This window comes from Chelatococcus sp. HY11, from assembly GCF_018398335.1.
Classification (GTDB): domain Bacteria; phylum Pseudomonadota; class Alphaproteobacteria; order Rhizobiales; family Beijerinckiaceae; genus Chelatococcus.
Window position 1 is genome coordinate 1,234,388 of the sequence record NZ_JAHBRX010000002.1, and the last position, 26,198, is coordinate 1,260,585.

Here is a 26,198-nt window from a genome sequence, read left to right on the forward strand (position 1 = left end):
GCATTCGGTTGCGGTCAGAGGGTCAGGCCCGCCTTATGGAACTCCTCGAGCAGCATCGTGCCGGTGCTGATGTCGGCGGCGCGCAGGGGAGGTCGCACAGCCAGCCACTCGGGCTCCCTACGAACGACTGCGGTGACCGCCTTGCACGACTGCAGGAACGGAGCGTCCTGGTGACCGACGAACACGTCGATGAAACGCTCCAGCTCGGAGCGCGCGGTTGCGTCATCTTCGCTGCGATAATTGCGGACAAGCAGGCCGGGTGCAAAATTCGACGTTCCCGAAATGCTTCCAGCCCCCCCAATACGTATTGCCGCGCGCAGGTGTCTGTCCTCGCCCGCAAAAATGGAAAGTTCCGGTAGGGTCTTTATGTATCGGAGGGTTGTACGCCAATCGAGACTGCTGTCTTTGACGCCAACCACAGAACCCGGAAAGGCGTCGGCCAGTCGTCGCACCAGGGTTGCCGAAATACTGACGCCTGTCATGAACGGAAAATTGTACAGAACAAGCCCAATTTGAGCGCCAGTCCGGGCACAGCCGTCAATGACCGCGGAAAAATAGTCGAAGAGACCGCTTTCATCTGCCGGCTTGTAGTAAAATGGCGGTAACACGAGAGCCGCCGCGCATCCCAGTCCGGCGGCATGAGAGGTCAGCGCGACGGTTGTCGCCAGATCGCACCCACCTGTTGCCGGCATGACGAGACCGGGCGGAATTCCGGCTTCGATCACGGCTTCCAGTGCCCCGCGACGCTCCACGAACCCGAGAGACGTTCCTTCGCCGCTGGTGCCGAACAGGCTGAGCCCATCGCATCCCTGAGCGAGCAACCACTTGCAATGGTCGGCGAGCCGGTCAGCGTTGATCGCCCCATCCGCGCCGAAGGGCGTCGCGCTTGCCGCCCAGACGCCTCTGATCGAAGTCATGATCGTGAACCTTCCATATGCGGGAATGCCTGAGGTTGAGGCGTGTGCCTGTTACGCATCGAAGTCAGTTCCAGAATACCAGCCGTCGTTCCAGCGAACTGACCAGGCCGAACATGGCCAGGCTCGCCAGGGACGCCGTGAAGATCGCCCCCCAAACCTGGATGAAATCCACCTTCAGCACGGCCTGAAAGATTACCCAGCCGAGCCCTCCCTCGGCTCCCAACATCTCCGCGGCGATCGCTATTGCCATGCTGCGAACGATCGCCACCCGGACGCCGGCCAGAATGAGCGGCGCCGCGGTTGGCAGGCGAAGCCGCCACATGATCGAGGCGCGCCCCGAACCAAAGGAGCGCAGTAGATCGACCGCGCGATTGTCGACCCGATCCAGCCCTCCCAATGCACTCAGGAAGATCATCAGGGTGACAGTGATGGTGACCATCGCGATCTTGGATTGCATCCCCATGCCGAACCAGAGGAGCAGAAGAGGCGAAAGGCAGATCACAGGCACCGAGTTGACCGCATTCCCGAAAGACAGGACGATGTTTCGTATTCGGGGAATGACCGTGACGATCATCGCGAGAATAACACCGAATATTGTGCCAAGAACCAGGCCTCCCATCGCTTCTCCCACCGTGATGAGGGCAGAATCGAACAGAAGCCGTGCGTATGCCTTCATGCCGACGACGATCGCGCTCACTGGTGGGAGAACGTAGTGAGGCAACGAGAACATCCGCGTGGACAGTTCCCAGAACAGCATCAGCAAGGCTATTCCCAGCAGGCCGCGGCGCCAGATGCGTGCATCGCCACTTTCCTCGATGTCGCTCATTCCGCTCTCCAGAAAACGATGCGCCGATCGAAGAACGAGACGATCCAATAGAGCGTTGTCCCAAGCAGCGCCGACACCAGGATGGCGGCATAGAGCGCGGTGACATTCTCGCTGAACATCGCCTGGATCAGGATGACGCCGAGGCCCGTGGTGTCGCCGAACCATTCACCGACGATAGCGCCAAGTAATCCGAGCGAGGCCGCAAGCTTCAACGCTACGAAGATCTTCGGAAGAGCGGAGGGGAATTGCAGCTTGAAAAGTATCTGGCGCCAGCTCGCGCCGAAACTGCGCATGAGCTGAACCTGTTTGGCATCGGCGGAACGCAAGCCGATCAGAGTGTGGATCGCAACCGGAAAGAAGCTCAGATAGAAGGCAATCGCCGCTTTCGCCGCCAGCGAGTTCCCCAGCCACAAAACGACGAGTGCGCCGAAGGCTATGACGGGGATTGTCTGGGAAATGATGAAGATGGGAAACACCAGATCCCTCAGCAGCCTGAAGCGAAAGAACAGGAGGCCGACGCCGATACCGAACGCGGAACCGCTGACGAAGCCTATGACCGTCTCGGTGAAGGTTTTTAGAAAAGCATCGATATATGCCTGCGGCGCGGCGAGAATTGCCTGCGCAATCGCTGTTGGCCGCGGCAGATAGAAAGGCCGTATACCCGCAGCATAAACGACGAATTCCCAGACAAGGAAGAATGCCGTCAATCCCAGCAGAATGGAGCCGATGGACCGCAGGACCGCCCCCGGAAGGGAGCGGCCATCGATGTGTCTGGCTATTGTCACGGAAGAAGCTCTGACCGCGGGATACTGGCCAGCATGGACCCGTTGAAGGCCTTGTCCAGATCGACCGCGGCCGACATCGCCTTGTTCTTCAACAGAACGTCGTGGGTCGCACGGATGGCTTCCATGTCCATCGTGAAGATGCCCTTCTTGCGGACTTCATCCGTGATGACCAGCTTTTCGACCTCGGCCAACATGAATTCCTGATGACCGCGATCGAGCGTCGGCGCCACTCCCAGGAGGATGTCTACGGTTGCCTTGGGATCCTGGAAGGCCTTGGCCCAGCCCTTCGCCGACGCGCGCAGGAACGCTGTGATGAGCTCCGGCTTGTCGCGGGCAGTATTTTGATTGACGATGACAAGGTCACTCTGGACCGAAATGCCGAAGTCCTCGGGTACAAATCTTGCGAGATGCTCTTCGCCGACACGCTGTATGAGATTGTAGTACTCATTGTAGCGTGTGGCCGTGACGACATCGATCTGGCCGTCAACGAAGGGGGTGACACTGACCTGCTGCGGTTGGATGTTGACCGATGCGGGATCGATACCCTCGCGCTCGAGGATCGCGTTCAGGACGATGTTGGCACCGGTGAACCAGGTGGTCACCTTCTTGCCCGGAAGATCCTTGATCGACGCAATCTTCCCGTTCTTGCGATAGACGAAGACAAACGGCGTATGTTGCATGGCAACACCGACGCAGACCAGAGGGAGAGCCTTGTCGACGCTCGCCAGCAGTGTGTGAACACCACCACCGATGCCGAAGGTATCGCCACCCGTGGCGATAAGGTTTTCGGTCAGAAGGTTGGGGCCACCGGGATTGATCTTCAGGTCAATCCCATTGTCCTTATAGTATCCCATCGCGGCTGCCACGTAGTAGCCGGCGAATTGAGCCTGCGGAAGCCATTTCAACCTGAGGGAGGCTGGCGTCAGCGCGCCGCTGCTGCCAAAGGCGGCCTTTGGCAGAGCCGGGACCGCCGCAATCGCGGCGCCTGTTTTCAAAAGTTCACGTCTATTCACTGTTGTTCCCCTTTCTTTTGCTTAATGCGTCTTGATGGCGCTGCCGGCAGCAAACGCCTTCATGCTCTCCTCCTCGATCGAGGCGAGCAACTTCTTCTTGAGCTCGATGAACGCAGTAGATGTGAGCACATCCGGGTGTCTTGGACGCGGCAGATCGACTTTTTCTTCGAGCTTGATGTGCCCGGGACGCGAGGTCATGACGAGGATGCGGTCGCCGAGGAATATCGCCTCGTCCACGTCATGGGTGATGAACAAAACAGTGCGCTTGTGCTTCGCCCATACGTCGAGAAGCCATCGCTGCATCATCGCCCGTGTCAGCGCGTCTAGCGCTCCAAATGGTTCATCGAGCAGCATCAGCTCGCGCTCGAACATGAAGGTGCGCATCAGTGCGACCCGCTGGCGCATGCCGCCCGAAAGCTCGTGCGGAAATTGCTTTTCGAAGCCCGCCAGCCCGAACTCCGGCAGCATCTGCAAGGCGAGTTTTCGGGCTTCGTCGCGTGATCTGCCCTGAACCTCAAGTGGAAGAATCGCGTTGTCGATGACATTGCGCCAGGGAAAGAGAAGATCACGCTGCGGCATGAAGGCGACCTGCCCAAGCAGCGCGGATGCCGTGGACGGCTTGCCTCGGAAGTGCAGCGTATGACCCGGATCGGGCTCCTCAAGTCCGGCAAGAATGTTGAACAGGGTGCTCTTGCCACAGCCCGAAGGGCCGACGACCGTGACCAGTTCGCCGGGGCGGATGGAGAGATTCAAACCCGCGAGGGCCTTCACTGTGCCGAATGTCTTGGCGATGTCGCGCATCTCGACGAACGGTTCGGCTGCCGGCGTCTGTATGGTACCAGCAGCCATCAGTAGTACTCGAAGCCCATCGTGCGAGCGTGATAGTAGAGCCCTCCGTCCTGAACGATCAAAAACTCCGCGCGGGTGTCGCCGTTATTGTGGTGGCTGTGCTTGGCGGCGGGCGGTGTGACGAGGGTGGCCCAAGGCGACCAGTCGCACTGACGGTCGGCGACCATCGAATACGCCGGATCACCATTGACGACCAAGGTGATGGCTGCCGAATTGTGCTTGTGCGGTGGCTGTTCGCTCCTCGGCTTCAGCGTGTTGAGCGACAACGTCATCGTCGGCGTGATATTGCGGGCGGCTTCCGTCTTTTCCGCCGAGAAGATCAATGCGTGACCGGATGTGTTGGCGTTGGCGTTGGAGCCGTAAACGACGTCAAGCTGATGCGCGATCTCATCCGCCGGATAGTGCACGAAGCTCACGGCAGCCTTGCTGTCGGTCATCGGCTCCGAGGCATCGAAGGCCAGTTGAGGGTCGTTGCCCACCGCCCAGAACACGCTGGCTTCGCTAGCACTGATTGTCGACACAAGACCGCCCGGCAGCACGAAGACATCACCCTTGCGGACGACAACCTTCTCGTCGCCCACGCGTAGATCGGCCCGGCCGGTGATGACGTACCAGATTGAGGCCGTGTTGTTCAGCGTGACATCAAGCGCTTCGCCGGCCTTCACCGTGGCGTAGCGAGCGAGCATCAGAGGTGTCGTTGCGGGGAAGGCACATTCCAGTTTGTCGGATTGATCGCAGTTGATGAAGCCGGTGGTCTTGAGCGCCAATGCTTGTGCAGGCTCATCCGTGAAGATGTGCCCGGGGACCGGCGGCAGCTTGATGTTGAAGGCGTTTCCCGAATTGAAGTATCGGCTTCGCGCCTCTGCCGCATTCGCAGGATCGCGTGGCAACTGCACCGGCATTTCGGCCATGTCGTTCGTGATGCTCATTGTACGTTTCCTTGCTCGAAGGGGAGACCGGCTTCCTGTAAGAGCAAGTCCAGGAGCACGGTGGCGCCGGCGGCAACATGCGCAGGTTCGGCCCACTCATCCGGATGATGGCTCACGCCGCCACGGCACGGGATGAAGATCATTGCGCTGCGGGACAACGACGCGAGCTGGCGTGCGTCATGGCCTGCGGCTGAAAGCACGGGCCGGCTCTTGTAGCCGTGCCGGGCAGCGGCCTTCGTGATGGCTTGCTGCAAATCGGGGTCGAAAGTGTTGGAAGGCGCATCCACCATGCAGTGGATGGACACCGAGCAGGGTGCAGCCAACGCCTCCGCGATTGCCTGCAACTCCCGACCGCATTGCTCCAGCACCGAATTCTCGGGATGGCGCAGATCGATACGGAAAGTCAACCTTGAAGGCACGACCGAAGGCGCGTTCGGCTCAACGAGGACGCGTCCGATCGTGAATTTCACCAAAGGATCGCCGCTCATCGCCTCATGCATACGCGAAGCGATCATCGCGAAAGCTTTGACGGCATCCTGCCGCTGCTTCATGGGCTCGGTGCCGGCATGTGCCTCGCGACCACAGAGAGTGATCTCATAGGTTTTCTTGCCCTGAATTCCGGTGACGACGCCAATCACCGCTCCTGCCTGCTCCAGACTGTCGGCCTGCTCGATATGCGGCTCGACATAGACGTGGACGGGAAAGCCGAGGGGGCGGGATTCGATCTCGGGAAAAGCGGCGTTGATTTTCGTGAGCGCATCGCCGACCCGAATACCTTCGGCGTCGCGCGTGGCCATGACCTCTTCCAGCGTGCGCACGCCCGCGAACAGCTCCGATCCCATCATACCTGGCGCGAAGCGGCTTCCCTCTTCATTCATCCAGGCGACGACCACGATCGACCGTTCGGGCTTCATCCCTGCCTCGGCGATTGTCGTCACGGCTTCCAGCGCCGCGAGTGTGCCGAAGGTGCCGTCGAAGAGACCGCCGGTAGGCTGACTGTCGATATGACTGCCGGTAACGACGGGGGCCAATGTGCTCGAGCCTTCCAGCGTAAGGAACAGATTTCCAGCCGGATCGGTCGAGGGTTTGAGGCCCGCCTCCGCACCCCAATCGATGAGCCGTCGCCTGGCCAGTATCTCCGTCGCCGAAAGCGCTTGGCGATCGACACCTCCGCCGGGCAGCGCGCCGTCTTCGCCGAGTGCCATCAGCCGTTGCCAAAGCCGGTCCGCGGATATCGCCGCCTGAGCCATGCTGTCACTCCGTCCGCATGACTTGAGCAGGATCAGCGCGCGGATCGCGCACCTTCCAGGCGCCTTGCTCCACCTGAGCGATGAAATCGGCGACCAGTGAATTGAAGAGCGCTGGCTCCTCGAGGTTCAGCGTGTGCCCGGTCTTCGGCAGGATGGCGAGACCGACAGCGGGAAGCGTCTTCTTCAGGTAGATCGATGGTTGAAGACAATGGTCATCCTCGTCTCCGGTCATCACCAGAGTGGGCACCATCATCCGCTTCAACTCGTCCTCAAGGTCCCAGAAGGACGGACGCCGGCACTGAACACCACGCATCGTGTTGGCGGCACCGACGGCCGAATGGTGCGACAGCCTTTCGGCAAACGCGGCCCAGCCGCGCGGGTCCTTGTTCTGGAACTGCACGCGGCTCGCACCGAGCGCGTAAACTTTTGAGAAGCCAGCCGGATCCCTTTCGAAATTGTCGGCCACCTTCAGCGAAGTATTGCGGAAATAGTCGGCGGTCTCCCGCTCGGTGCCATATCCGGCACCCGCGACGGTCAGCGACAGTGCGCGCCCAGGATAGTTCAGGCCGAAATGCAAGGTCGCAAATCCGCCCATGGACAGCCCGACGACGTGGGCCCTCTCGATACCGAGCGCGTCGAGCACGCAAAGCGCATCCGAAGCGGCGAGCGCCTGCGAGTATCTCTCCACATCGGCCGGAATCTCCGACGGGGCGTAGCCGCGCGCTGCATAGGTGATGCAGCGATGGCGCCGCGCGAAGAAGCTCATCTGCGGCTCCCACGCATCATAATTGCCGCCGAACTCGTGTACGAAGAGAATCGGGGTGCCATCCTCTCCGGCCGTCTCGTAATAAAGCCTGGTTCCGTCACCTGCGACCGCGTACATGAAAGCCTCTCTCGCAGCCTAGAAAAGGGCCGGAACGTCGTTGAGCGTGCGCGCCGTCTCGATATAGCGCGGCAGGCCTTCGCAGAAGCGCTCGGCCCAGTCGCCGGGCACGGATGTCGAGACCTTTATGAAGCGGTCGCCGAAGGCCGCGGTGTGGTAGCGCCCTTGCCGGATCATCACACCCTCCCGCCGTGCCGCCTCGACGATAGCCTCTGGAGCGACGCCGGTCGTGACAGTCTCCAGCACAAGGAAATTGCCGTGAGATACCGGGATAGGCACGCAAAGACCGGCCCGCTCTGCTGCCTCGATGATCATGGCCTTGTTGGCGCGATCAACGCCGCGCACCTCCCGCATCCATGCGGATTTGACAGACAGCCCCGCCATTGCGGCGCGCTGGGCGACCACGGAAGCGCCAAGCACGGAGGTGGAGGCCGCAGAGAACTCGTCGACCAGCCTCGGTTCGGCCACGAGCGCGCCGATGCGCATGCCCGCCAGTCCGAGCCATTTGGAGAAACTGAGCGAGACGACGGTGCCCTCCGGTGCCACCCGCAGCACCGGCGTGTGACCATCGGCGAAATCACGATATGTGCAGTCATGGATCAGCAGAGCGCCGACCGAACGCGCGATCTCGGCGAAGGCCTCGATTTCGGACCGTTCGTAGCGAACCCCGAGGGGATTGTTGGGATCGACGAGGTAGATGATCGCGCAGCGCTCATCGACGGAAGCACGAAGCGCCTCCGGGGTAAGCTTGAAGTCCGTCTCAGGGGTATAGATCGGAATCTGCACCACCTCGGCGCCGGCCTGCTCGGCGAAGAGACATGGCCATTTCCATGTCGGATCGGTCGTCACCAGCGTGGTACCGGGCTTCGCGCGCGCCTTGCAGATCATCGCCAGCGCGTTGACCCCACCCTCGGTTACAAGCGCCTCGCCGGACGGCGTGCCGAGATCGGTGACGATGGCGCTGCGCAGCGCCTCGAAACCCATCGGCGGTGCATAGGCGTTGAATTCTCCAGCCTCGACGGAGCGGATCATCGCCTCGACCACAGCCGGATGTGCCGGCACGTGATTTGTGTTCTGCCCCATCCACGCCAGATCGGGCGTGGAAAACAGTTCATCGAAATAGCGGTTTCGCGTACGCGCGTTGGTCATGGGATCAGATCACCGAGCCGCGCGCGGCGATGCCGCCGTCAATTGTGACGACCGTACCACTGATGTAGCCAGCCTTGGGGGAGGCCAGGAAGGCGCAGAGATCCGCAATTTCCTGGGCCGTTGCCGGGCGCTTTCCGGGGTACTTGTCGTAAAGCTCCTCCCAGCGGGACTCGTCACCCAGCATGTCGATCGCCTTACGCTTCATGATCTTGAACATGCGCGGTGTGTCGACCGGCCCCGGATTGACACCGATGACGCGGATACCCTCATCCATGCTGCGTCCGCCGAGCGCCTTGGTGAAGCTCATGAGCGCAGCATTGCCGGTTGACCCGGCAAAATACGCGGCATCCCAGTTCTCGCCGGAATTGCCGATCACATTGATGATGACGCCACCCTTCCCCTTGCGTCGCTTCCAGAACGCGCGCGACAGCGTGATGTACCCGAAGACCTTTAGATCGAAGCCGCGACGAATGGAGTCGTCCGTCACGTCCTCGATCGAGCCCGCTGGAATATCGCCTGCATTGTTCATGAGGATATCGAAATCCCCGCACGCCTCGTCCAGCGCAACCATTGCCTCCGGCGTGCTCAGGTCCGCCTCGTGGACAGTCACCTTGACGGGATAGACGGCGAGTTCCGCCTTGAGGCCTTCCATGGCCGCCCGGTTTCGCGCCGCCAGATGCAAATCGCAGCCCTCTGCCGCCAGCACCTTCGCCAAGGCATGCCCTATGCCCTGTGAAGCACCCGTTATGAGTGCTGTTCGTCCCGTCAGATTGAGTTCCATCACGCATCCATTATGCAAATATGCGATTTATGAATACATGATGTTTTTTTGCGGTCAAACGGATTTCTGAGGAAATTCGGCCTATGTCGGCCTTGAAATCCCCAATTCTTGCCATTCTTGCGAGCCTATGGTGATTTTTCGGTCGTTTCGCCTATTATGCAGGCGCGCGGTGTTTGCATACGGTGCAAATGGAGATACATGACTTCAACTGCCATAAAATTCGGCTCTCCGCGCCCGAGAGTTCTTGGGCGGGCAAGGCTTGCCAGAGGCCGTTCAAGACAAATGAATTCCCGGGGAACTGCGGCGGCAACGCAACGATAAGGCATGCAGAAACTGGAATTTTTGGATACAGATTCGCGCATGTCGTACAGCCACGGAGCGATGCATGAATGCTAAGACAAAGCCTCGTCGCGACAAGCAGGCAGAAAAGGGCGTCATCACGCCGGATTTAAGGGTCCGGGAACGCCAGCCTACGCGCGCCGTCGAATTGCGCGACCGGCTGGAGCAGATGATCCTGGATGGAACCCTTCGGCCCGGGGAGCGTCTCGACGAGATGGAACTCTCGCGGCAATTCGGTCTTTCCAGAACACCCGTACGGGAAGCGATTAAGTCCCTGTTTGCTCTTGGCTTGGTCGAGGCGCGAGGCCGTCAGGGAACACATGTCGCGGAGCTTTCGATTCCCGTCCTTATCGAGATGTTCGAGGTAATGGCTGCGCTCGAGGGACTATGTGCCAAGCTGGCGGCCCGTAGAGCCCTCCCTGCCGAGCGTGCAGCGATGCGCGCGGTTCACGACAGGCTGGCCGTGGCTTATGCGGAAGGAGACCCGGCAGCGTTCTATCGGATCAATCAGGAATTTCACGATCTCCTGTATCAGGCCGCGCATACCCACTACATCGCTGATCAGGCCGTGCAGTTGCGCCGCCGAATAGGCGCTTATCGAATGCAGGCCACTTACCAGCCGGGGCGCATGTACAGCACGCTGAGCGAACACCAGCAGATCATGAATGCGATCGACGCGCAGGAACCAGAAGCGGCGTATGAATGTGCGAGAAAGCACGTCGAGCTGCTCGGCGATCAGCTTGCGGATTTCATTTCAACACTGTCGCCGCGATCGTGAGCTGTGCCGACGGTTTTGTTGCGAGCATCCGGTGAGTGGCGGACGGCGTGAGAGGGCCTCCCATCGTGGAGTTCATTCTATGATGTTCAAAGGTCGTCGCTGCGATCGTTTGGCGGCTTGCTTTGCGCGCGGTGATATCCGGTCCATGGCCTGAGTCCTCAAATAGCCGAAGCAATCGCGCAGAACCGGCCCGTCCTGATTAGCCTCAGCGCGACCATCCCATCGGCTTTGGAAAGTACCACCTCGACCCACCCGTTAACCGGACAATCCCGGTCTGATCACCGTGATAAGTTCAGTCAACAAAAAAGGGCTGCCAGCGCCAACTGACAGCACCTTTCCCGTTGTTGTTATGCTCAGTCTGGGTCGGCTGCGAATGCCTTGCGCTCGATTTCCTCTGCTTCAGGATAATCGATGTAGATGTTCTCCGCGCCGGGGACCATCTGTGCATTCTCGGCCTCGCCGATCATGCTTGTCGCCTTGCCTTTGATCTGAGCGTCGCCGGTCAGGCTCGGCGTGTGTGTCTCCAGCATCGTGCAGCCGCCCTTCGCGCGCACCCACACCCAGTGCACCTCACTGCGCGGAACGCGGACGAAGTCGCCCTTCTTGCAACGGAAGCCTTCCTTGCCGATGAAGAACCAGAGTTCGCCTTCGAGGATGAAGTTGAACTGTTCGCAATCATGGTGATGGGGTTTGGAGTGGTAGCCCTCCTCACGCGCGCCGATCATGACCCCGGTCTCGGTGCCATAAACCATGCGGACGGACACTCCGTGAACCTGGCCATCCCGGCCCGGCGATGTCGCGCTGATCTCCGGCACGTCATCGACATTGATGCGGAGAACATGTGGACGCTCAACCATAAAACTGACCTTTCTGCTTGCTTGAAAAGGATGCGGCCGGGCAGGGCGTGGATGTCCGACCCGGCCAGGGCATTACTTGCCGAACAGCTTGCGCCATTCGTCTCGGGCCGAGACGTTCTCGGCGCGCCACTTGTCCAGGTCCGGGCTCCAGAGTTCGCTGGGCTTCGGATAGGTGATGCCGGGTACGGTCGGGTTGGCCGACTGCGGGTTGATGCCGTAGGCGAGGGCGGCCGCCACGGCGTCGCCGCCGCGTTTGCTCGTCACCCAATCGAGAAACACCTTCGCGGCGTTGGGATGCTTGGCCGTGGCGGTGATGCCGCCGGGAACCGGAAAGGACGGTGTGCCTTCGGGCATGAAGAGCAGCTTCAGGGGTGCGCCGGCTTGCACCTGAAGCAGGAAGGGTTCCGGCGAACCGACGGCAACGCCAAGGTCGCCACGCGCGAGGTCCGTCGTCAGCGGAGCAACTGACTGGTAGATGCGGGGCTTTCGCGCAGCGAGGTCCGCCCAGTATGTCGGACTAACCTTCTCGCGCAGGAATGTGTAGGCTGCGAAGGCAGCGCCACCGTCGATGTTCACGACACCCATCTGGCCGGCATATTTGGGGCTGAGCAGATCCGCCCAGCTTTTCGGGGTGTCGGCTTCCTTGATGCGCGCGGTGTTGATCGCCGGCGTGTAGATCGCGTTGATGAACGAATACCAGCGGCCCTCCGTGTCTTTCAGCTTGGCCGGAAGCGCATCGAAGCTCGTGACCTTGTAGGGTGCGGCCAGCACGCCCTTGCTCACCAGCTCGTCAATCATGACGATGTCGGAGATGTGGACGATGTCCGCCGCCAGGCTGCCGGCCTGGGCTTCCGTGAGGATGCGCTGGAACAGGGGCGCGGTAGACATGCGCACGTATTCCGTCTCGATGCCCGTGTCTGCCGTGAAGGCCTTGTGCACCACCTCCATCGCATCCTGCGGATAGGCGCCGAAATGGACTATCTTTCCTTCCTTTTTGGCGGCTGCGAGCAATTCGCTTGACGTGATCTTCTCACCGTTGATCACAAGCCCTTCCTGTGCCTGCGCAACCGTGCCCAGTCCGAACGCCAGCGCCGCCACAATTCCAAGGGTCCTCAGCATGACTTCCACCTCTGTGATTTATTTTTCTGATAAATGTGCCTGCTCTGATGAGTTCTTTTATATTAGACGAAGCGGCGCGACCGCGCGGCGGTCCAGGTCCGCGCTACACGGCTGGTTTCATCCACTTCCTTCCGATCAGGGTCACGACGCCAAGCAACACTGAGTAGAGCAGTGACAGCGATGCGACGAAGTCCCACATGCCGCTCTCATAAGCTTCGAGAAGCACGATCGAGAGCACGCGCGTGTAGGTTGTGTAGAGAAAAAGCGCGGCGCCGATTTCGCGAAGCCCGAGCACGAACAGCAGGAAAATGGTAGCGAAAACGCCGCCCCTGACGAGCGGAAGGACAATCCGTCGGACGATCGTCAGCCGGTTCGCGCCGCAAACCAATGCCGCGTCCTCGAGGTCGTCATGGACCTGTGTGATCGAGGACGCGATCGCCCGGTAACCCTGAGGCATGAAACGTGGAATGAACGCGATGATGAGGATGATGAGCGTGCCGTAGATGGGGATCGGCGAACCGACCCAGGTCCACAGAGTGCCCATGGCGAGTAGCATGGCCGGGATGGCGAGCGGCAGCATGGCGATGTATTCGAGGAACTTCCGCCCCGGCAGTCTCGTGCGGTTCACCACATAAGCCAGGGTGAAGAACAGCGCCGTGCCGACGATCGCGGTGACCGACGAGACGATCAGGCTGTTGACCAGGCCGGACTGCACTTGGCGGTTCGAAACCACCTGGATCAGCCGGCGGAAGCTCATCTGCGACAGGTCGAAGAAGGCCAGTGAGTTCGGAATGAAGAGATTGGCGCGGAATGAGCCGAGCAGGAGAGCCAACACCGGTATGACGATGGCGATCACGAAATAGACGATGACCAGCGCGAGGGCCGGTACCCGCCAGCACCCAAGCGCCACGGCGCGCTGGTTGAGGCCCTTGCCGGTTACCGTGCGGTAGTCGCGGCCCTTCAGCACCCAGCGTTGCGCATAGATCAGCGCGCAGACGATGCCGGCCAGCACCAGCGCCAGAGCGCTTGCGCCGTTAGGATCGGCCGGCGGACGCACCATTTGGTAGTAGATGCGCAGCGAGATCGTCTCGATACCAACTGGCCCGCCCAGGATAAGCGGGACGCCGACCGTCTCGATCATCAGCACAAGGTTGAGAATGGCCGAACCAAGGATGGCTGGCATCACCAGCGGCAGAACGATGCGGCGTGTCGCCCGGATCGGGTTGGCGCCGTGCACGGCGGCGGCATCCTCCATGTCCGATGTGATCATGGTCAGGGCGGCGTAGGTGAACAGGAAGGGGTAGGGGACGTGGTAGAGTCCCTCGACGAAGATGAAGCCCGCCAGCGAGCGCATTTCGAGGCGAAACGGCAGGCCGAGATCGGCGAAGATGATGTTCAGGTAGCCGGAATTTCCCGCCGCCAGCAGCGACCAGGTGACCGCTGCAACCAGTATCGAGATGAACAGCGGCAGGACGCCGGCGATATGGATGAATGATTTACCGGGCACGTCGGTGCGTGCCGCCAGCCAGGCCAGCGAGCAGCCGATCACCGTGGCGAAGATAGTACCGCCGACGGCCACGACGAGCGAATTGAAGGCCGCGACCTGAAGGCGCTGGTCGCTGAGCAGCGCGAAATTCTTCAGCGTGAAGCGGGTCTCGTTGCCGGTGAAGGGCACCGCATCCTGCAGCGCCGTGTAGATCACCAACCCGATCGGTACGATGGCAAGAACTGCCAGTATGCCGAGCAGGACGGCCATGAAGGTGGTGCGCTGGACGGCGATGGAAGCACTGCTCACGCGGCGCTCCGCGGCAGAAGCAAGATGGCGCCGGCGGCAATGGTGAGGCTGACGCGCGCGCCGACACGCATGGCGGGATCGACCGACTTGTCGAACACTTCGAAGACCTTGTCATCCTCATCGAGCCGAACGCGCAGATGCACGTGCGAGCCCATGAAGCTGGCGAGCGTCACCTCGCCACGCACCTGGTTCGACGCGAGAGCGGTCGATGCATCGCCAGCGAGTTCAGCGACGATGTCGCCGGGCCGGATGCAGGCAAAAGTGCCGCCGCTGCCGCTGCCCGGAGGCGTGGCGGCCACGAAGGCGCGGTCGATCCCCTCGATGCGGAAACCGGTGCCGCCGTCGCGCTCGCCCTGAACCTCGACCGGGAAGACATTCTGGTAGCCGATGAACTCGGCGACCGTGCTGGAGGACGGACGGCGGTAGATCGAGATCGGGTCGTTGCGCTGCAACAGGTTGCCGGCCTGCATGACGGCCACCTCGTCGGCCAGCGCCAGCGCTTCCTGCTGGTCGTGGGTGACGAAGACGGAGGTGATGGAGAAGCGCGTCTGCAACTCGCGCAGCTCGACCCGCAGATGGTCGCGCAGCCGGGCATCGAGGTTGGACAAGGGCTCGTCGAAAAGCAGCACCGACGGCCGCATCACCATGCTGCGCGCCAGCGCCACACGTTGCATCTGACCCCCGCTCAAGGCACTCGCGCCCCGCGTCATCATCGCCGAGAGACCGACGACAGCGAGCATGTCCTCGACCTGGTCACGCACCTCGGCTGCCGGCAGTCCCTTCATCTCCAGCGGGAAGGCGACGTTCTCGAACACAGTCATATGCGGCCAGATCGCATAGGACTGGAAGACCATGCCGACGTTTCGTTCGTTGACGGGCGTGTTGACGCGGCGTTCGCTGTCAAAGACGGGCTTGCCGGCAATCTCGATGCGGCCCGCGGTTGGCTGTTCCAGCCCGACGATGCAGCGCATCACCGTTGTCTTGCCGCAGCCCGAAGGACCGAGCAACACCAGCATATGGCCCTGCTGGACGTCGAGGCTCACGCCGTTGACAGCGTTCACGTCGCCAAATTTCTTGAAGAGACCCTGGATGCGGATACTCACAACGAATATCTCGCGCTAATATGTCCTATCCGCTTCCATCGACCCATTATTACCCCTCGTTATTGGTGGTTATGTCAGTGCGATGCGGGCCTTTTTCTGCTTTTTTGATCCCTTATGATTTGCGTCGCGTAACGGGCCGCCCCAATGCCCGGAAACACTTTGCCAGATTGCTGCGCGCAATCCGGACGACTCTGATCCCCATGAAGCCATATCTTGGCCTATTCTTCGCTCACGGTAGCACGGATGAGTACTTCTTCAAGATTAAAATATTAGCCTGCGTCAGGCCCTTGGGAGTGTGACGTTCTGTGTACTGTGCAAGCAGACCGAGGTTTGGTTCGACCGGCTGGAACCCCTGCTACAGCCAGACTGCATGGTGGCGACAAACACGAGCTGCCAGTTGGTCGGCGATGTCGGCGCTGGCCCCGCTGTACGACGATGGCCTCCTTTGTCTAACGAACCGGCAGCGGGCCATTTCGTATTGGTTAAGGTCAAGATTGTGCGCCCTCACAAGCAATCGCTCCGTCGGAATGGCCGCTCGCCAACCGAACAGGGCTCTTTACCCGCCGGGTGACAGTTTCGTGTGCGCTCGTTTTTAGAACTGGAATGAACCAGCAGAGCCCTCAGCAGTTCTCATCATTGATGCGCAGATCATTCCAAGCAGGATTGCGAGCGCGGCTTCATAGAGATTGGAGGCGGAAATGCCAACTCCAGGAGGATTTCCATTGAACAGGCGCGACCTCGTGGTCGGAGCTGGCGCGTGCTCCGCCTTGCCGGTCCTTCCGACATCTGCGTATCCCCAGTCTACGCCAGTTGGCCAGCCGGTGATGACGGAAATCTCGTTTGGCGTGAACGGCAGGACCCGTGAGCTGACCCTCGATACCCGGACCACCCTGCTCGACGCTTTGCGGGAGCATTTGCACCTGACGGGCACAAAGAAGGGCTGCGACCACGGTCAGTGCGGTGTCTGCACGGTCATCGTGGATGGGCACAGGATAAACTCTTGCCTGACCCTGGCTGTTATGCATCCAAACGCCAACATCACAACAATAGAAGGGCTCGGCGACGTCGATCAATTGCATCCCATGCAGGCGGCCTTCGTTAAGCATGACGGCTTCCAATGCGGTTATTGTACGCCCGGCCAGATCTGTTCCAGCATAGCGATGCTCGACGAAATTGAGGCCGGTATTCCGAGCCATGTCACCAGCGACCTGACTGCGCCGGTCGAAGTCAGCGACGTTGAAATCCGCGAGCGCATGAGCGGCAATATCTGCCGTTGCGGCGCTTATTCCAACATCATCGAGGCGGTGACAGAAGTAGCGGGGAGGCAAGCATGAAGGCCTTCACCTATGAGCGCGCCCACACCCCAAAAGCGGCTGCGAGCGCCGCCGCCGTCAATCCGGCCGCAAAGTTCATCGCCGGCGGGACCAACCTGATCGACCTGATGAAACTGGAAGTTGAGGCGCCGACACATCTCATCGACCTAAATCCGCTCAAGCTCGATACGATCGAGGCGACCTCTGATGGAGGGCTGCGTATAGGCGCCTTGGTCCGCAACACCGCTCTTGCCGCGGACCGGCGCATTCGCCGCGATTATGGTGTCCTGTCTCGGGCTCTGCTGGCGGGGGCTTCCGGTCAACTGAGGAACCGCGCCACGACTGCCGGTAACCTGCTCCAGCGCACCCGCTGTCCGTATTTTTACGATACGGGTCAGGTTTGCAATAAGCGTGAGCCCGGCAGCGGCTGCTCCGCGATTGGTGGCATCGCGCGTCAACTCGCGATTATTGGTACGAGCGAGGCCTGTATTGCCACACATCCATCGGACATGGCTGTCGCGATGCGCGCGCTGGACGCGACCGTGGAAACCGTCAAGCCTGACGGAGCGACGCGTGCAATCCCGATCTCGGACCTCTATCGGCTACCCGGGACGACGCCGCAAACCGAAACTGTGCTGAAGCACGGCGAGGTGATTACATCAGTCGTATTGCCCAAACCGATCGGCGGAAAGCAATTTTATCGCAAGGTACGCGACCGCGCATCCTATGCCTTTGCGCTCGTTTCCGTCGCAGCCATTATACAGCAGGATGGCACGGGACGCGTTGCCCTCGGTGGCGTTGCCGCCAAGCCTTGGCGACGCGAAAGAGCCGATGTCGCGTTGCCCCGCGGCGCGAGGGCGACCGCAGGTGCGCTGCTCGACGGTGCCAACCCCGCCAGGGACAATGCGTTCAAGCTACAGCTGGTCGAGCGTACGCTCCACGCAGTGCTGACCGAGGCGAGGGCCTGAGCCATGAAGTTCGACAAACCCGCGACGAGCAATCCGATCGACCGAAAGACTATCATCAGTCAGCCGCGCGATCGGCTGGACGGACCGCTGAAGGTGACGGGCACAGCTCGCTACGCCTATGAGCAGTACGATGTCGTCTCGAACCAAGCCTATGGATATGTTGTGGGCGCGGGCATCGCCAAGGGACGGATAGGGTCGATCGACATCGAAGTGGCGCGGAAGGCCGCGGGTGTGCTCGCAGTGGTGACGGCGAGGGAAGCAGGCAAGCTCGGGAAGGCGAAGAGGAACACCGCGCGTCTGCTCGCGGGTCCGGATATCGAGCACTATCATCAGGCGATCGCTCTCGTCGTCGCGGAGACCTTCGAGCAAGCCCGTGCCGCGGCTAGCCTCATTCGGGTGGAATATGCGGCGACCGGCGGTTCATTTGACCTCGCGGCGGCGCGGAGCGGTGCCCGCGCGCCGGAGGGTGACGACCCGGGCCTGGCGGACACCCATGTCGGCGACTTTTCCGGTGCCTTTGCGCGCGCGCCGGTCAAGCTCGATGAAACCTACTCCACTCCCGATGAAAGCCACGCGATGATGGAGCCCCACGCCACGCTTGCGGCGTGGGATGGCGACAGGCTCACGCTCTGGACTTCAAATCAAATGGTCGCCTGGGCGGTGGCCGACATGGCCGCGACGCTCGACATCCCCAAAGACAACGTCCGGATCGTTTCATCCTTCATCGGCGGCGGGTTCGGGGGCAAGCTTTTTCTAAGGTCCGATGTACTGCTGGCAGCGCTTGGGGCGCGCGCGGCCGGTCGTCCGGTCAAGGTCGCGCTTTCCCGGCCTCTGATGATGAACAACACGACGCACAGGCCGGCGACGATCCAGCGGATCCGGATCGGCGCCACCAAAGACGGCCACATCACGGCGATGGGCCACGAGAGCTGGTCGGGTGACCTTGCCGGAGGCGGACCTGAGCTCGCCGTGCAGCAGACGCGGCTTCTCTATGCCGGCGCCAATCGAATGACCGCGATGCGCTTGGCCATCCTGGACCTGCCGGAGGCCAACGCCATGCGCGCTCCTGGCGAGGCGCCAGGCCTCATGGCGCTGGAAATGGCCATGGATGAAATGGCCGAGAAGCTCGGGATGGACCCGATCGCCTTCCGTCTACTGAACGACACGCAGGTTGATCCCGAAAAACCCGAGCGGCCGTTTTCGATGCGTAGTCTCGACAGATGCATGCGGTTAGGCGCGGACCATTTCGGTTGGGGCAGGCGCTCCGCAAAGCCAGGCCAGACCCGGGATCGTCGCTGGCTGGTAGGAATGGGGGTCGCTTCGGCCTTCCGCAACAACCTCGTGATGAAATCGGCCGCCCGCGTGCGGCTTGAAACAGACGGCACGGTCACTGTCGAGACGGACATGACAGATATCGGCACGGGGAGTTATACCATCATTGGTCAAACGGCGGCCGAGATGCTCGGGTTAGACCTCGACAAGATCTCCGTTAAACTGGGCGATTCCCGCTTTCCCGTCTCGTCGGGATCGGGAGGCCAATGGGGTGGCAACAGCGCGACCGCCGGTGTCTACGCCGCCTGTCTCAAGCTGCGTGAAGCTATTGCGCAGAAGCTTGGCATCAATTCTGCGGAAGCGGTTTTTGCTGATGGCGAGGTTTTTTCGGGAAACCGTCGCGTCCCGCTACTGAACGCCGTTGGAGGAGCGCCGCTGGTTGGCGAGGACCTGATGGAGTATGGCGACCTCGATAAAACGCATCAGCAATCGACCTTCGGCGCGCATTTCGTCGAAGTAGCCGTCGATTCCGCAACGGCGGAAACAAGGATAAGGCGCATGCTGGCCGTCTGTGCGGCCGGACGCATACTCAACCCGAAGACGGCGCGCAGCCAGGTGATCGGCGCGATGACAATGGGCGCGGGGGCAGCCCTCATGGAAGAGCTTGCCGTCGATACCCGTCGCGGTTTCTTCGTCAATCATGACCTCGCCGGCTATGAGGTTCCTGTTCACGCCGATATCCCGCATCAGGAGGTCATCTTCCTTGATGAGGAAGATCCAATGTCTTCGCCGATGAAGGCCAAGGGGGTTGGCGAACTTGGGATCTGTGGCGTTGGAGCTGCCATCGCCAACGCGATCTACAATGCAACGGGCATTCGCGTCCGCGATTATCCGATCACGCTCGACAAGTTGATCGACCGGATGCCGGATGCAGCTTAAGTGCCGGGAGAGCGCGGTTGGTTGGATGGTGACCAATCCGGTCGACGTCGTGGTTTCTGGCAGGGTTGGCTACCGGCTGTTGTCGCGGACACGGCAATGACCGGACTGCATCTCAACAAATGAAGAAAGGAACCACGCGGGGGGTCTGCGCGTCTTACGTTGGGGCGTAGTCTTGAGGGAAGAGCAATGATGAGCGTGACGAAGCCGGTATCGACCAAAGCCCGTACCGGCGTCGTCGGGTTAGATGACATTCTGGTGGGGGGGCTGGAGCGCGGGCATGTATTTCTGCTCGAGGGAAACCCCGGCACCGGCAAGACCACCATCGCATTGGGCTTCCTTCTTCAAGGAGCAGAGGCCGGTGAGAAAGGCCTCTACATCACCCTTTCCGAGACCGAACGCGAGCTGCGCGCGGGAGCTGCCTCCCATGGCTGGGAGATAGACGGGAACATTGAGGTTTTCGAACTCGTTCCGCCGGAGACGCTGCTGGACGAAGATCAGCAGCAGAGCCTGCTCTATTCCTCGGAGCTCGAGCTCGGCGAGACGACAAAAGCGATCTTCGAGGCGTTCGAGCGCGTAAAGCCGCGCCGTGTCGTGCTTGACAGTTTATCGGAAATTCGGTTGCTCGCTCAGAGTTCGCTACGCTATCGGCGGCAGATACTTGCGCTGAAGCACTTTCTTGCCCGGAGCGAAGCAACTGTTCTGCTGCTCGACGACCTCACATCGGACACGCATGATAAGACTGTGCACTCGGTTGTGCACGGCGTGATCAAGCTTGAGGAACTGGCGCCCGACTACGGTGCCGAGCGCCGCCGGATGCGCGTCGCTAAATATCGCGGCCAGGCGTTCCGGGGTGGCTATCACGACTTCACCATCAAGACAGGAGGTGTGGAAATATTCCCGCGCCTGGTGGCCTCTGAGCACCGCACGGGTTTCCATCGCAAACAGGCGACCAGTGATTTAACCGAACTTGACACGTTGCTTGGGGGCGGAATTGAGCAGGGGTCGAGTACGCTGGTGCTTGGGCCGGCGGGAACGGGCAAGAGCACGTTCGCGCTGCAGTTCGTGGCTTCAGCCGTGAAGCGTGGAGAGAAGGCCGCGATTTTTATCTTCGATGAAGAACTCGGCCTGCTCTTCGATCGGACCAAAGCGATGGGCTTTGATCTCGAACGCATGAGCGCCAACGGCGCTCTCCACATCGAACAGGTGGATGCGGCGGAACTTTCGCCCGGCGAGTTCGCTCACCGCGTCCGTATGCGCGTGACAGATGCCCAAGCCAAAACGGTGGTGATTGACAGCCTTAACGGCTATCAAGCTGCGATGCCGGGAGAGAATGCGCTCATTCTACACGTTCACGAGCTTTTACAATATCTTAATCGGCAGGGGGCGACGACATTTTTGACCGTAGCGCAACACGGGCTGGTCGGTGACATGAAGTCGCCGGTCGATATCACCTATCTTGCCGATACGGTGATCTTGCTGCGCTACTTCGAGGCGCTGGGCCGGGCACGGCGCGCTGTGTCCGTCATCAAGAAGCGAACTGGCCGCCACGAAGACACGATCCGCGAGTTCCAAATCAATAGCACTGGTCTCTCTCTCGGCCAGCCGCTCTATGAATTCCAGGGCGTGCTGCGCGGCGTGCCAAATTTTGTAGGTCCTGCCGAGCCTCTCCTCAACCGCGGGCAACCGAGGTAACCGTCATCGACAACGCATTACGAGCTCTGGTTCTCGCTCCCCACGGCCGCGACGCCGTTCTTGCCGCACATCTGTTAAGGAGCGCGGGAATAGAGACGGACGCCTGTGATGACGTGAAGGCGCTTGCGTCTTCGGTAAGCGACAGCGTGGTGCTTGGCGTCGTGACGGAAGAGGTTTTGCGCCATGCAGACCTGCGGGGTCTGTTTGAATGGGTACAATCCCAGCCGACGTGGTCGGATCTCCCTTTTATAATTCTGACACATCGGGGTGGAGGCCCGGAGCGTAATCCGAACGCCGCACGCCTATCGGAAACACTCGGGAACGTCACGTTTCTCGAGCGCCCTTTCCATGCGACCAGTTTCATCAGCATGGCACGCGCGGCTGTCCGTGGCCGTCTCCGCCAGTTCGAGGCGAGATCACGCATTCGCGAATTGCACGAGAGCGAAGAGCGACTGCGCACAGCATTGCTTGCTGGCCGACTTGGGACGTGGGAACTGAACCTTTCGACCAGGGAGCTGAAAAGCAGCGCCACCCACAACGCGGTATACGGCCGCGGCGCGGGGGAGCCGTTCTCTTACACCGACTTGCTCGCCAGCATTCATCCCGATGATCGTGACGCCGTCGCGGCGGCGGAGAAGCAGTGCGTGGAGCGTGGTGGGGACCACGCGGTGGAATATCGGACCGTTTGGCCGGACGGTGGCGTGCATTGGGCAGAAGTTCATGGGCGCATGGTTGACGATGAGGGTGTTCCCGAGGGGCGCATCGTCGGGGTGTCTTCCGATATCACCGAGCGCAAGTCCGCTGAAGAACGCTTGCGCCGTCTGAATGAGACGCTTGAAGAGCGTGTGGCGGCCCGCGCTGCGGAGAATGAGCGCGCTCATGCGACAATCCTGGAGGAAATTCGGCAGCGGCAGGCCGCGGAAGAGCTTCTTCGCCAGGCGCAGAAGATGGAGATGATCGGTCAGCTGACGGGCGGCGTAGCGCACGACTTCAATAATCTGCTGATGGCGGTCATGGCCAATCTGGATCTGCTGGGTCGTCAAGTCGCGCATGACGCCAAGGCTGCCCGTCTGGTCGATGGCGCCTTGCAAGGCGCACAGCGCGGGGCGGCGCTCACGCAGCGGCTGCTAGCCTTTGCCCGTCGACAGGACCTGAAGCCCGAGCCGATTGATCTCGCCGCACTTGTTACCGGGATGGACGAACTTATGGAGCGTTCGGTCGGACCCTTGATTGAATTGCGACGCCATATTCCCCAAGGTCTTCCTCTGGCTCTGCTGGACGCTAATCAGATCGAGCTCGCCCTGCTCAACCTCATCGTGAACGCCCGGGACGCCATGCCTGAGGGGGGCGTTCTTTCCATCACCGTCGACGTTGCCGAGAGCGCCGATGACACGGAGTTGTCCGCAGGACGTTATGTGCGCTTGTCCGTCAGCGATACGGGGCATGGGATGGATGAGGAAACATTGAAAAAGGCGACCGAGCCGTTTTTCTCTACGAAGGAGCTCGGCAAGGGTACAGGGCTTGGCCTCTCAATGATCCATGGTCTGGCCATACAGCTTGGCGGTGCCCTGAAACTGGCAAGCGCGCCCGGACGCGGCACAACCGCGGAGCTTTGGTTGCCCATGACGACCCAGCCGCCTCCAGTTGCGCCCAAATCGACGCCTGTGTCGGAGCGTCCTGCCGAGCTTCCCAAGGCAACCATCCTCGTTGTCGACGATGACGTGCTCATCGCCATGAGCACAGTTGATATGCTGGAGGATCTCGGCCACGTCGTCATTGAAGCGAACTCAGGCAGAGCGGCGCTCGATATATTGCGCAGCAATGACTCGGTAGATCTTCTGATCACCGATTTTTCGATGCCACAGATGAACGGTGCTCAGCTTGCAAAAGCTGCGCTTGAACTGCGGCCGAACCTGTCCATTTTGCTGGCGACGGGATATGCCGAGCTTCCGCCAGGTGCTGGTAGCGAGTTGCCGCGCATCTCAAAACCCTATCAGCAGTCCCAGCTTGCATCCGAGATCGCGAAGTTATTAGACCGGATTGTAAAATAAGAACGGATCGCCCCTTGTCCCGTGTTGAAAGGTGGCTGCTGTGGCGCGCCTTCGAGTGTCGTGGCTGCAGCGCCCTTACATCGAACAGGCCCGTACGGGGGCAGCTACGACTGGCCTTCCAGGCGCACGTGAGGGCCTCCTCGCGGGTATGACATTGGCGACGCTTCTTGCAATCGCCTGGCGCGGCGCAACGCTTCGGACCCCCGGGCTCCGGGATGGCCTCGCTCGCATCGCCATAAGTCGCAACCCACGAATGTGTAACGCAGTTCGAAGTGATGCGGTCAGCAGCGGACGATCAGGATTTGGAGGCGTGTTCAGGTTTCCCCTTGCGCTTCGCGGAGGCGAGTTCGCTGAGCTCTTTCTCGCTCATCGACTTCTCCATCTCCCTCGAAGCGCCCTTTAATTCGTTCGCGCTCTTATCGCCTCGCTTCGCCGCGAGAGCCGCTCCGGCCGCTTTCTGCTGAGCTTTCGATTTCGCTGGCATAACGCGCTCCATTGATGGGGGTTTGCAGAGCCAACCACCAGGAACCTTCGGCGTTCCCTTGGCGGGACGGAATTTCGGCGGAATCGCGAACGAGGGAACATATACGACAAAGCAGTCGTTGCCTCTCGACAGCAGCCGCATCGCCACCGGCGAAGCGGGCACATCAGCCACGCGCAGCCCTGCAATCGGATCTCGAAACGAGTCCTGCCCCTGATCGCGACAGACCGCTAGCGAGGGGACAGCACGTTCGAGAGGGGCAGATGGGCCCGCTCGATCCGTCATTTTATCTCGGAGACAACCATGGCAAGCACCGTCTCGGACTTCATTTGGAACCGTGTGCACGATTGGGGTGTCAGGCGCGTGTATGGCTATCCAGGGGATGGAATCGGCGGGCTCATCGCAGCTTTGCAACGACGCGAGGACGACATTGAATTCGTCCAGGTTCGTCATGAGGAGACGGCAAGCCTGATGGCCTCAGGCGAGACACGCTTCACAGGGGAAGTCGGGATGTGCATCGCGACCTCCGGACCAGGGGCCGTTCACCTCCTCAACGGCCTCTATGACGCAAGGCTTGATCACCGACCCGTGGTCGCCTTGGTCGGCCAGCAGGCGCGTTCGGCGATGGGGTCACATTACCAGCAAGATCTCGACCTTCAGTCGCTCTTCAAGGATGTGGCGGGGGCCTATATCGAGACGGCGACTGTGCCAGCGCAGGTGCCGCATCTGATCGATCGCGCTTTTCGGATCGCGATCGCAGAGCGGCGGGTTACCTGCGTCATTCTGCCTAACGATCTCCAGCTTGAGTCCATGGCGGCGCCTTCCCGCGAACATGGCATGACGCACTCCGGCGTCGGCATCGAGCTTTCCCCAGCTGTGCCGGCCCTGGCTGCCCTCCAACGTGCAGCCGATGTGCTGAACGCGGGTGAGAAGGTCGCCATTCTCGTCGGAGCCGGCGCGGTGAACGCGACCGATGCGGTCCTCGCAACGGCGGAGAAGCTGAAGGCGGGGGTCGCGAAAGCGTTGCTCGGAAAAGCGGCGATAGCGGATGATGTGGCGTTCTGCACGGGCTCCATTGGCCTGCTGGGTACCAAGGCGAGCTGGGACATGATGCAGGACTGCGACACACTCCTGATGATCGGCTCTGGTTTTCCCTACACGGAGTTTCTACCAAAGCCAGGCCAGGCGCGCGGCGTTCAGATCGATATCGATGCAGGCATGCTCGGTCTGCGATATCCGATGGAAGTCAACCTCATCGGTGATGCCGCTGCCACGCTTGAGGCCCTGCTTCCATTGCTGGAGCCCAAGATCGGCGATGACTGGCGAAGGACAATCGAGACGAACGTTAGCGAGAGTTGGCAAGAGGTGCGAGACAGCGCGTTCGTCGAAGCGTCTCCGATCAACCCTCAGCGCGTCGCCTACGAACTGTCGGAGCGCCTGCCGGAGCGCAGCATCATCACAGCCGACAGCGGTACCACGACGGTTTGGTACGCCCGGCACCTGCGGTTCCGCCGTGGCATGATGGGTTCAGTTTCCGGCACATTGGCCACCATGGGGTGCGCTATTCCTTATGCCATGGCCGCGAAGTTCGCGCACTCGGACCGGCCGGCCGTCGCGCTCGTTGGTGATGGCGCGATGCAGATGAACGGCATCAACGAACTCGTCACCATCGCAAAGTATTGGAAGCGTTGGGCCGATCCGCGACTGGTCATCATGGTGTTGAATAACCGCGAGCTCGCCTATGTCACCTGGGAGGAGCGGATCCAGGCCGGCGATCCGAAATGGCCGGCGAGCCAGGACCTGCCTGATCTGCCCTATGCGGATATTGCAAAATTGATGGGTCTCGGCGGACGGCGTGTCGATGATCCCGAGCAGGTCGGTCCGGCCTGGGACGAGGCTCTTGCTGCCGACCGGCCATTTGTGCTCGATATGGTCACCGACCCGAACGTCCCACCGCTTCCGCCGCACATCACGTTCGCACAAGCACGAGGTTTCGCTGGCGCGTTGGCCGGGGGCGATCCCGAGGCAGCCAGTATCGTCACGAACACGGCGCGTTCGCTATTCGGTAAGCTTCTTCCGACACGTAGAGGGAGCTGACGACGCTCAGAG

At 60.9% G+C, this 26,198-nt stretch carries 22 protein-coding genes; 7 read left to right on the forward strand and 15 right to left on the reverse strand.

Going from position 1 to position 26,198, the window contains the following annotated elements; translation table 11 throughout:
- Nucleotides 1-14 precede the first annotated feature (14 nt).
- The 10 genes from KIO74_RS26495 to KIO74_RS26540 form a co-directional block, all read right to left on the reverse strand.
- On the reverse strand, nucleotides 15-917 hold the full coding sequence (locus KIO74_RS26495) for a dihydrodipicolinate synthase family protein (protein WP_213338078.1): 903 nt from the start codon (nucleotides 915-917) through the stop codon (nucleotides 15-17).
- Between the two features lie 64 nt (nucleotides 918-981).
- Entirely contained in the window at nucleotides 982-1,743 is a 762-nt protein-coding gene (locus tag KIO74_RS26500) for an ABC transporter permease (RefSeq protein ID WP_213338080.1), read from the reverse strand.
- Nucleotides 1,740-2,528 carry an ABC transporter permease gene (locus KIO74_RS26505; protein ID WP_213338081.1) on the reverse strand — a complete coding sequence of 263 codons (789 nt, stop codon included), beginning with the start codon at nucleotides 2,526-2,528 and terminating at the stop codon, nucleotides 1,740-1,742. The genes KIO74_RS26500 and KIO74_RS26505 overlap by 4 nt, the downstream gene beginning before the upstream one ends.
- Complete coding sequence (locus KIO74_RS26510) at nucleotides 2,525-3,541, reverse strand: ABC transporter substrate-binding protein (protein ID WP_213338082.1); 1,017 nt, start codon at nucleotides 3,539-3,541, stop codon at nucleotides 2,525-2,527. Before KIO74_RS26510 ends, KIO74_RS26505 begins: the two co-directional genes overlap by 4 nt.
- A gap of 21 nt (nucleotides 3,542-3,562) precedes the next feature.
- The gene (locus KIO74_RS26515) at nucleotides 3,563-4,342 is read right to left on the reverse strand and encodes an ABC transporter ATP-binding protein (RefSeq protein ID WP_502762136.1); all 780 of its coding nucleotides are present in this window, start codon (nucleotides 4,340-4,342) and stop codon (nucleotides 3,563-3,565) included.
- Nucleotides 4,343-4,389: 47 nt separating this feature from the next.
- Nucleotides 4,390-5,319, reverse strand: coding sequence for a cupin domain-containing protein (locus tag KIO74_RS26520; protein ID WP_213338084.1), 930 nt, complete (start codon nucleotides 5,317-5,319; stop codon nucleotides 4,390-4,392).
- Complete coding sequence (locus KIO74_RS26525) at nucleotides 5,316-6,569, reverse strand: hydantoinase/carbamoylase family amidase (protein ID WP_213338085.1); 1,254 nt, start codon at nucleotides 6,567-6,569, stop codon at nucleotides 5,316-5,318. The genes KIO74_RS26520 and KIO74_RS26525 overlap by 4 nt, the downstream gene beginning before the upstream one ends.
- Nucleotides 6,570-6,573: 4 nt before the next feature.
- The gene (locus tag KIO74_RS26530) at nucleotides 6,574-7,452 is read right to left on the reverse strand and encodes an alpha/beta fold hydrolase (protein ID WP_213338086.1); all 879 of its coding nucleotides are present in this window, start codon (nucleotides 7,450-7,452) and stop codon (nucleotides 6,574-6,576) included.
- An 18-nt stretch (nucleotides 7,453-7,470) separates the two neighbouring features.
- Nucleotides 7,471-8,601, reverse strand: coding sequence for a pyridoxal phosphate-dependent aminotransferase (locus tag KIO74_RS26535; protein ID WP_213338087.1), 1,131 nt, complete (start codon nucleotides 8,599-8,601; stop codon nucleotides 7,471-7,473).
- A 4-nt stretch (nucleotides 8,602-8,605) separates the two neighbouring features.
- Entirely contained in the window at nucleotides 8,606-9,382 is a 777-nt protein-coding gene (locus tag KIO74_RS26540) for an SDR family oxidoreductase (protein ID WP_213338089.1), read from the reverse strand.
- Between the two features lie 385 nt (nucleotides 9,383-9,767).
- Here KIO74_RS26540 and KIO74_RS26545 point away from each other — a divergent pair, with 385 nt between their 5' ends.
- Nucleotides 9,768-10,499, forward strand: coding sequence for a GntR family transcriptional regulator (locus KIO74_RS26545; RefSeq protein ID WP_213338091.1), 732 nt, complete (start codon nucleotides 9,768-9,770; stop codon nucleotides 10,497-10,499).
- Between the two features lie 353 nt (nucleotides 10,500-10,852).
- Here KIO74_RS26545 and KIO74_RS26550 read toward each other — a convergent pair whose 3' ends face one another.
- From KIO74_RS26550 to KIO74_RS32555, 4 genes are all read right to left on the reverse strand, one after another.
- Nucleotides 10,853-11,356, reverse strand: a complete 504-nt coding sequence (locus KIO74_RS26550; RefSeq protein WP_213338093.1) for a cupin domain-containing protein — start codon at nucleotides 11,354-11,356, stop codon at nucleotides 10,853-10,855.
- 72 nt (nucleotides 11,357-11,428) lie between these two features.
- Nucleotides 11,429-12,475 carry an ABC transporter substrate-binding protein gene (locus KIO74_RS26555; RefSeq protein ID WP_213338094.1) on the reverse strand — a complete coding sequence of 349 codons (1,047 nt, stop codon included), beginning with the start codon at nucleotides 12,473-12,475 and terminating at the stop codon, nucleotides 11,429-11,431.
- 103 nt (nucleotides 12,476-12,578) lie between these two features.
- Complete coding sequence (locus KIO74_RS32550; RefSeq protein WP_213338095.1) at nucleotides 12,579-14,270, reverse strand: ABC transporter permease; 1,692 nt, start codon at nucleotides 14,268-14,270, stop codon at nucleotides 12,579-12,581.
- A complete protein-coding gene (locus KIO74_RS32555) occupies nucleotides 14,267-15,373 on the reverse strand; it encodes an ABC transporter ATP-binding protein (RefSeq protein ID WP_213338096.1) in 1,107 nt (368 codons plus the stop codon). The genes KIO74_RS32550 and KIO74_RS32555 overlap by 4 nt, the downstream gene beginning before the upstream one ends.
- A gap of 686 nt (nucleotides 15,374-16,059) precedes the next feature.
- Between KIO74_RS32555 and paoA the strand changes: the two genes are divergently transcribed.
- The 5 genes from paoA (at nucleotide 16,060) to KIO74_RS26590 (ending at nucleotide 23,608) form a co-directional block, all read left to right on the forward strand.
- On the forward strand, nucleotides 16,060-16,707 hold the full coding sequence (gene paoA / locus KIO74_RS26570) for an aldehyde dehydrogenase iron-sulfur subunit PaoA (RefSeq protein WP_502762128.1): 648 nt from the start codon (nucleotides 16,060-16,062) through the stop codon (nucleotides 16,705-16,707).
- Nucleotides 16,704-17,654 carry an FAD binding domain-containing protein gene (locus KIO74_RS26575; RefSeq protein ID WP_213338097.1) on the forward strand — a complete coding sequence of 317 codons (951 nt, stop codon included), beginning with the start codon at nucleotides 16,704-16,706 and terminating at the stop codon, nucleotides 17,652-17,654. Before paoA ends, KIO74_RS26575 begins: the two co-directional genes overlap by 4 nt.
- A 3-nt stretch (nucleotides 17,655-17,657) precedes the next feature.
- Nucleotides 17,658-19,865 carry an aldehyde oxidoreductase molybdenum-binding subunit PaoC gene (paoC, locus tag KIO74_RS26580; protein ID WP_213338098.1) on the forward strand — a complete coding sequence of 736 codons (2,208 nt, stop codon included), beginning with the start codon at nucleotides 17,658-17,660 and terminating at the stop codon, nucleotides 19,863-19,865.
- A 189-nt stretch (nucleotides 19,866-20,054) separates the two neighbouring features.
- A complete protein-coding gene (locus tag KIO74_RS26585) occupies nucleotides 20,055-21,557 on the forward strand; it encodes an ATPase domain-containing protein (RefSeq protein WP_213339253.1) in 1,503 nt (500 codons plus the stop codon).
- Between the two features lie 5 nt (nucleotides 21,558-21,562).
- Nucleotides 21,563-23,608 carry a hybrid sensor histidine kinase/response regulator gene (locus KIO74_RS26590; RefSeq protein WP_291978732.1) on the forward strand — a complete coding sequence of 682 codons (2,046 nt, stop codon included), beginning with the start codon at nucleotides 21,563-21,565 and terminating at the stop codon, nucleotides 23,606-23,608.
- 295 nt (nucleotides 23,609-23,903) lie between these two features.
- Here KIO74_RS26590 and KIO74_RS26595 read toward each other — a convergent pair whose 3' ends face one another.
- A complete protein-coding gene (locus KIO74_RS26595; protein ID WP_213339256.1) occupies nucleotides 23,904-24,092 on the reverse strand; it encodes a DUF3008 family protein in 189 nt (62 codons plus the stop codon).
- 300 nt (nucleotides 24,093-24,392) lie between these two features.
- On the opposite strand from KIO74_RS26595, the gene KIO74_RS26600 reads away from it, so the two are divergent.
- The gene (locus KIO74_RS26600; RefSeq protein ID WP_213338099.1) at nucleotides 24,393-26,186 is read left to right on the forward strand and encodes a thiamine pyrophosphate-requiring protein; all 1,794 of its coding nucleotides are present in this window, start codon (nucleotides 24,393-24,395) and stop codon (nucleotides 26,184-26,186) included.
- Nucleotides 26,187-26,198: the final 12 nt, after the last annotated feature.

Coding starts and splice junctions, on each gene's coding strand:
- KIO74_RS26545 (WP_213338091.1), top strand. CDS start 9,768: ATGAATGCTAAGACAAAGCCTCGTCGCGACAAGCAGGCAGAAAAGGGC.
- paoC (WP_213338098.1), top strand. CDS start 17,658: ATGAAGTTCGACAAACCCGCGACGAGCAATCCGATCGACCGAAAGACT.
- KIO74_RS26495 (WP_213338078.1), bottom strand. CDS start 917: ATGACTTCGATCAGAGGCGTCTGGGCGGCAAGCGCGACGCCCTTCGGC.
- KIO74_RS26535 (WP_213338087.1), bottom strand. CDS start 8,601: ATGACCAACGCGCGTACGCGAAACCGCTATTTCGATGAACTGTTTTCC.
- KIO74_RS26500 (WP_213338080.1), bottom strand. CDS start 1,743: ATGAGCGACATCGAGGAAAGTGGCGATGCACGCATCTGGCGCCGCGGC.
- KIO74_RS26540 (WP_213338089.1), bottom strand. CDS start 9,382: ATGGAACTCAATCTGACGGGACGAACAGCACTCATAACGGGTGCTTCA.
- KIO74_RS26550 (WP_213338093.1), bottom strand. CDS start 11,356: ATGGTTGAGCGTCCACATGTTCTCCGCATCAATGTCGATGACGTGCCG.
- KIO74_RS26515 (WP_502762136.1), bottom strand. CDS start 4,342: ATGCGCGACATCGCCAAGACATTCGGCACAGTGAAGGCCCTCGCGGGT.
- KIO74_RS26525 (WP_213338085.1), bottom strand. CDS start 6,569: ATGGCTCAGGCGGCGATATCCGCGGACCGGCTTTGGCAACGGCTGATG.
- KIO74_RS26555 (WP_213338094.1), bottom strand. CDS start 12,475: ATGCTGAGGACCCTTGGAATTGTGGCGGCGCTGGCGTTCGGACTGGGC.
- KIO74_RS26585 (WP_213339253.1), top strand. CDS start 20,055: ATGAGCGTGACGAAGCCGGTATCGACCAAAGCCCGTACCGGCGTCGTC.
- KIO74_RS26600 (WP_213338099.1), top strand. CDS start 24,393: ATGGCAAGCACCGTCTCGGACTTCATTTGGAACCGTGTGCACGATTGG.
- KIO74_RS26520 (WP_213338084.1), bottom strand. CDS start 5,319: ATGAGCATCACGAACGACATGGCCGAAATGCCGGTGCAGTTGCCACGC.
- KIO74_RS26530 (WP_213338086.1), bottom strand. CDS start 7,452: ATGTACGCGGTCGCAGGTGACGGAACCAGGCTTTATTACGAGACGGCC.
- KIO74_RS26575 (WP_213338097.1), top strand. CDS start 16,704: ATGAAGGCCTTCACCTATGAGCGCGCCCACACCCCAAAAGCGGCTGCG.
- KIO74_RS26595 (WP_213339256.1), bottom strand. CDS start 24,092: ATGCCAGCGAAATCGAAAGCTCAGCAGAAAGCGGCCGGAGCGGCTCTC.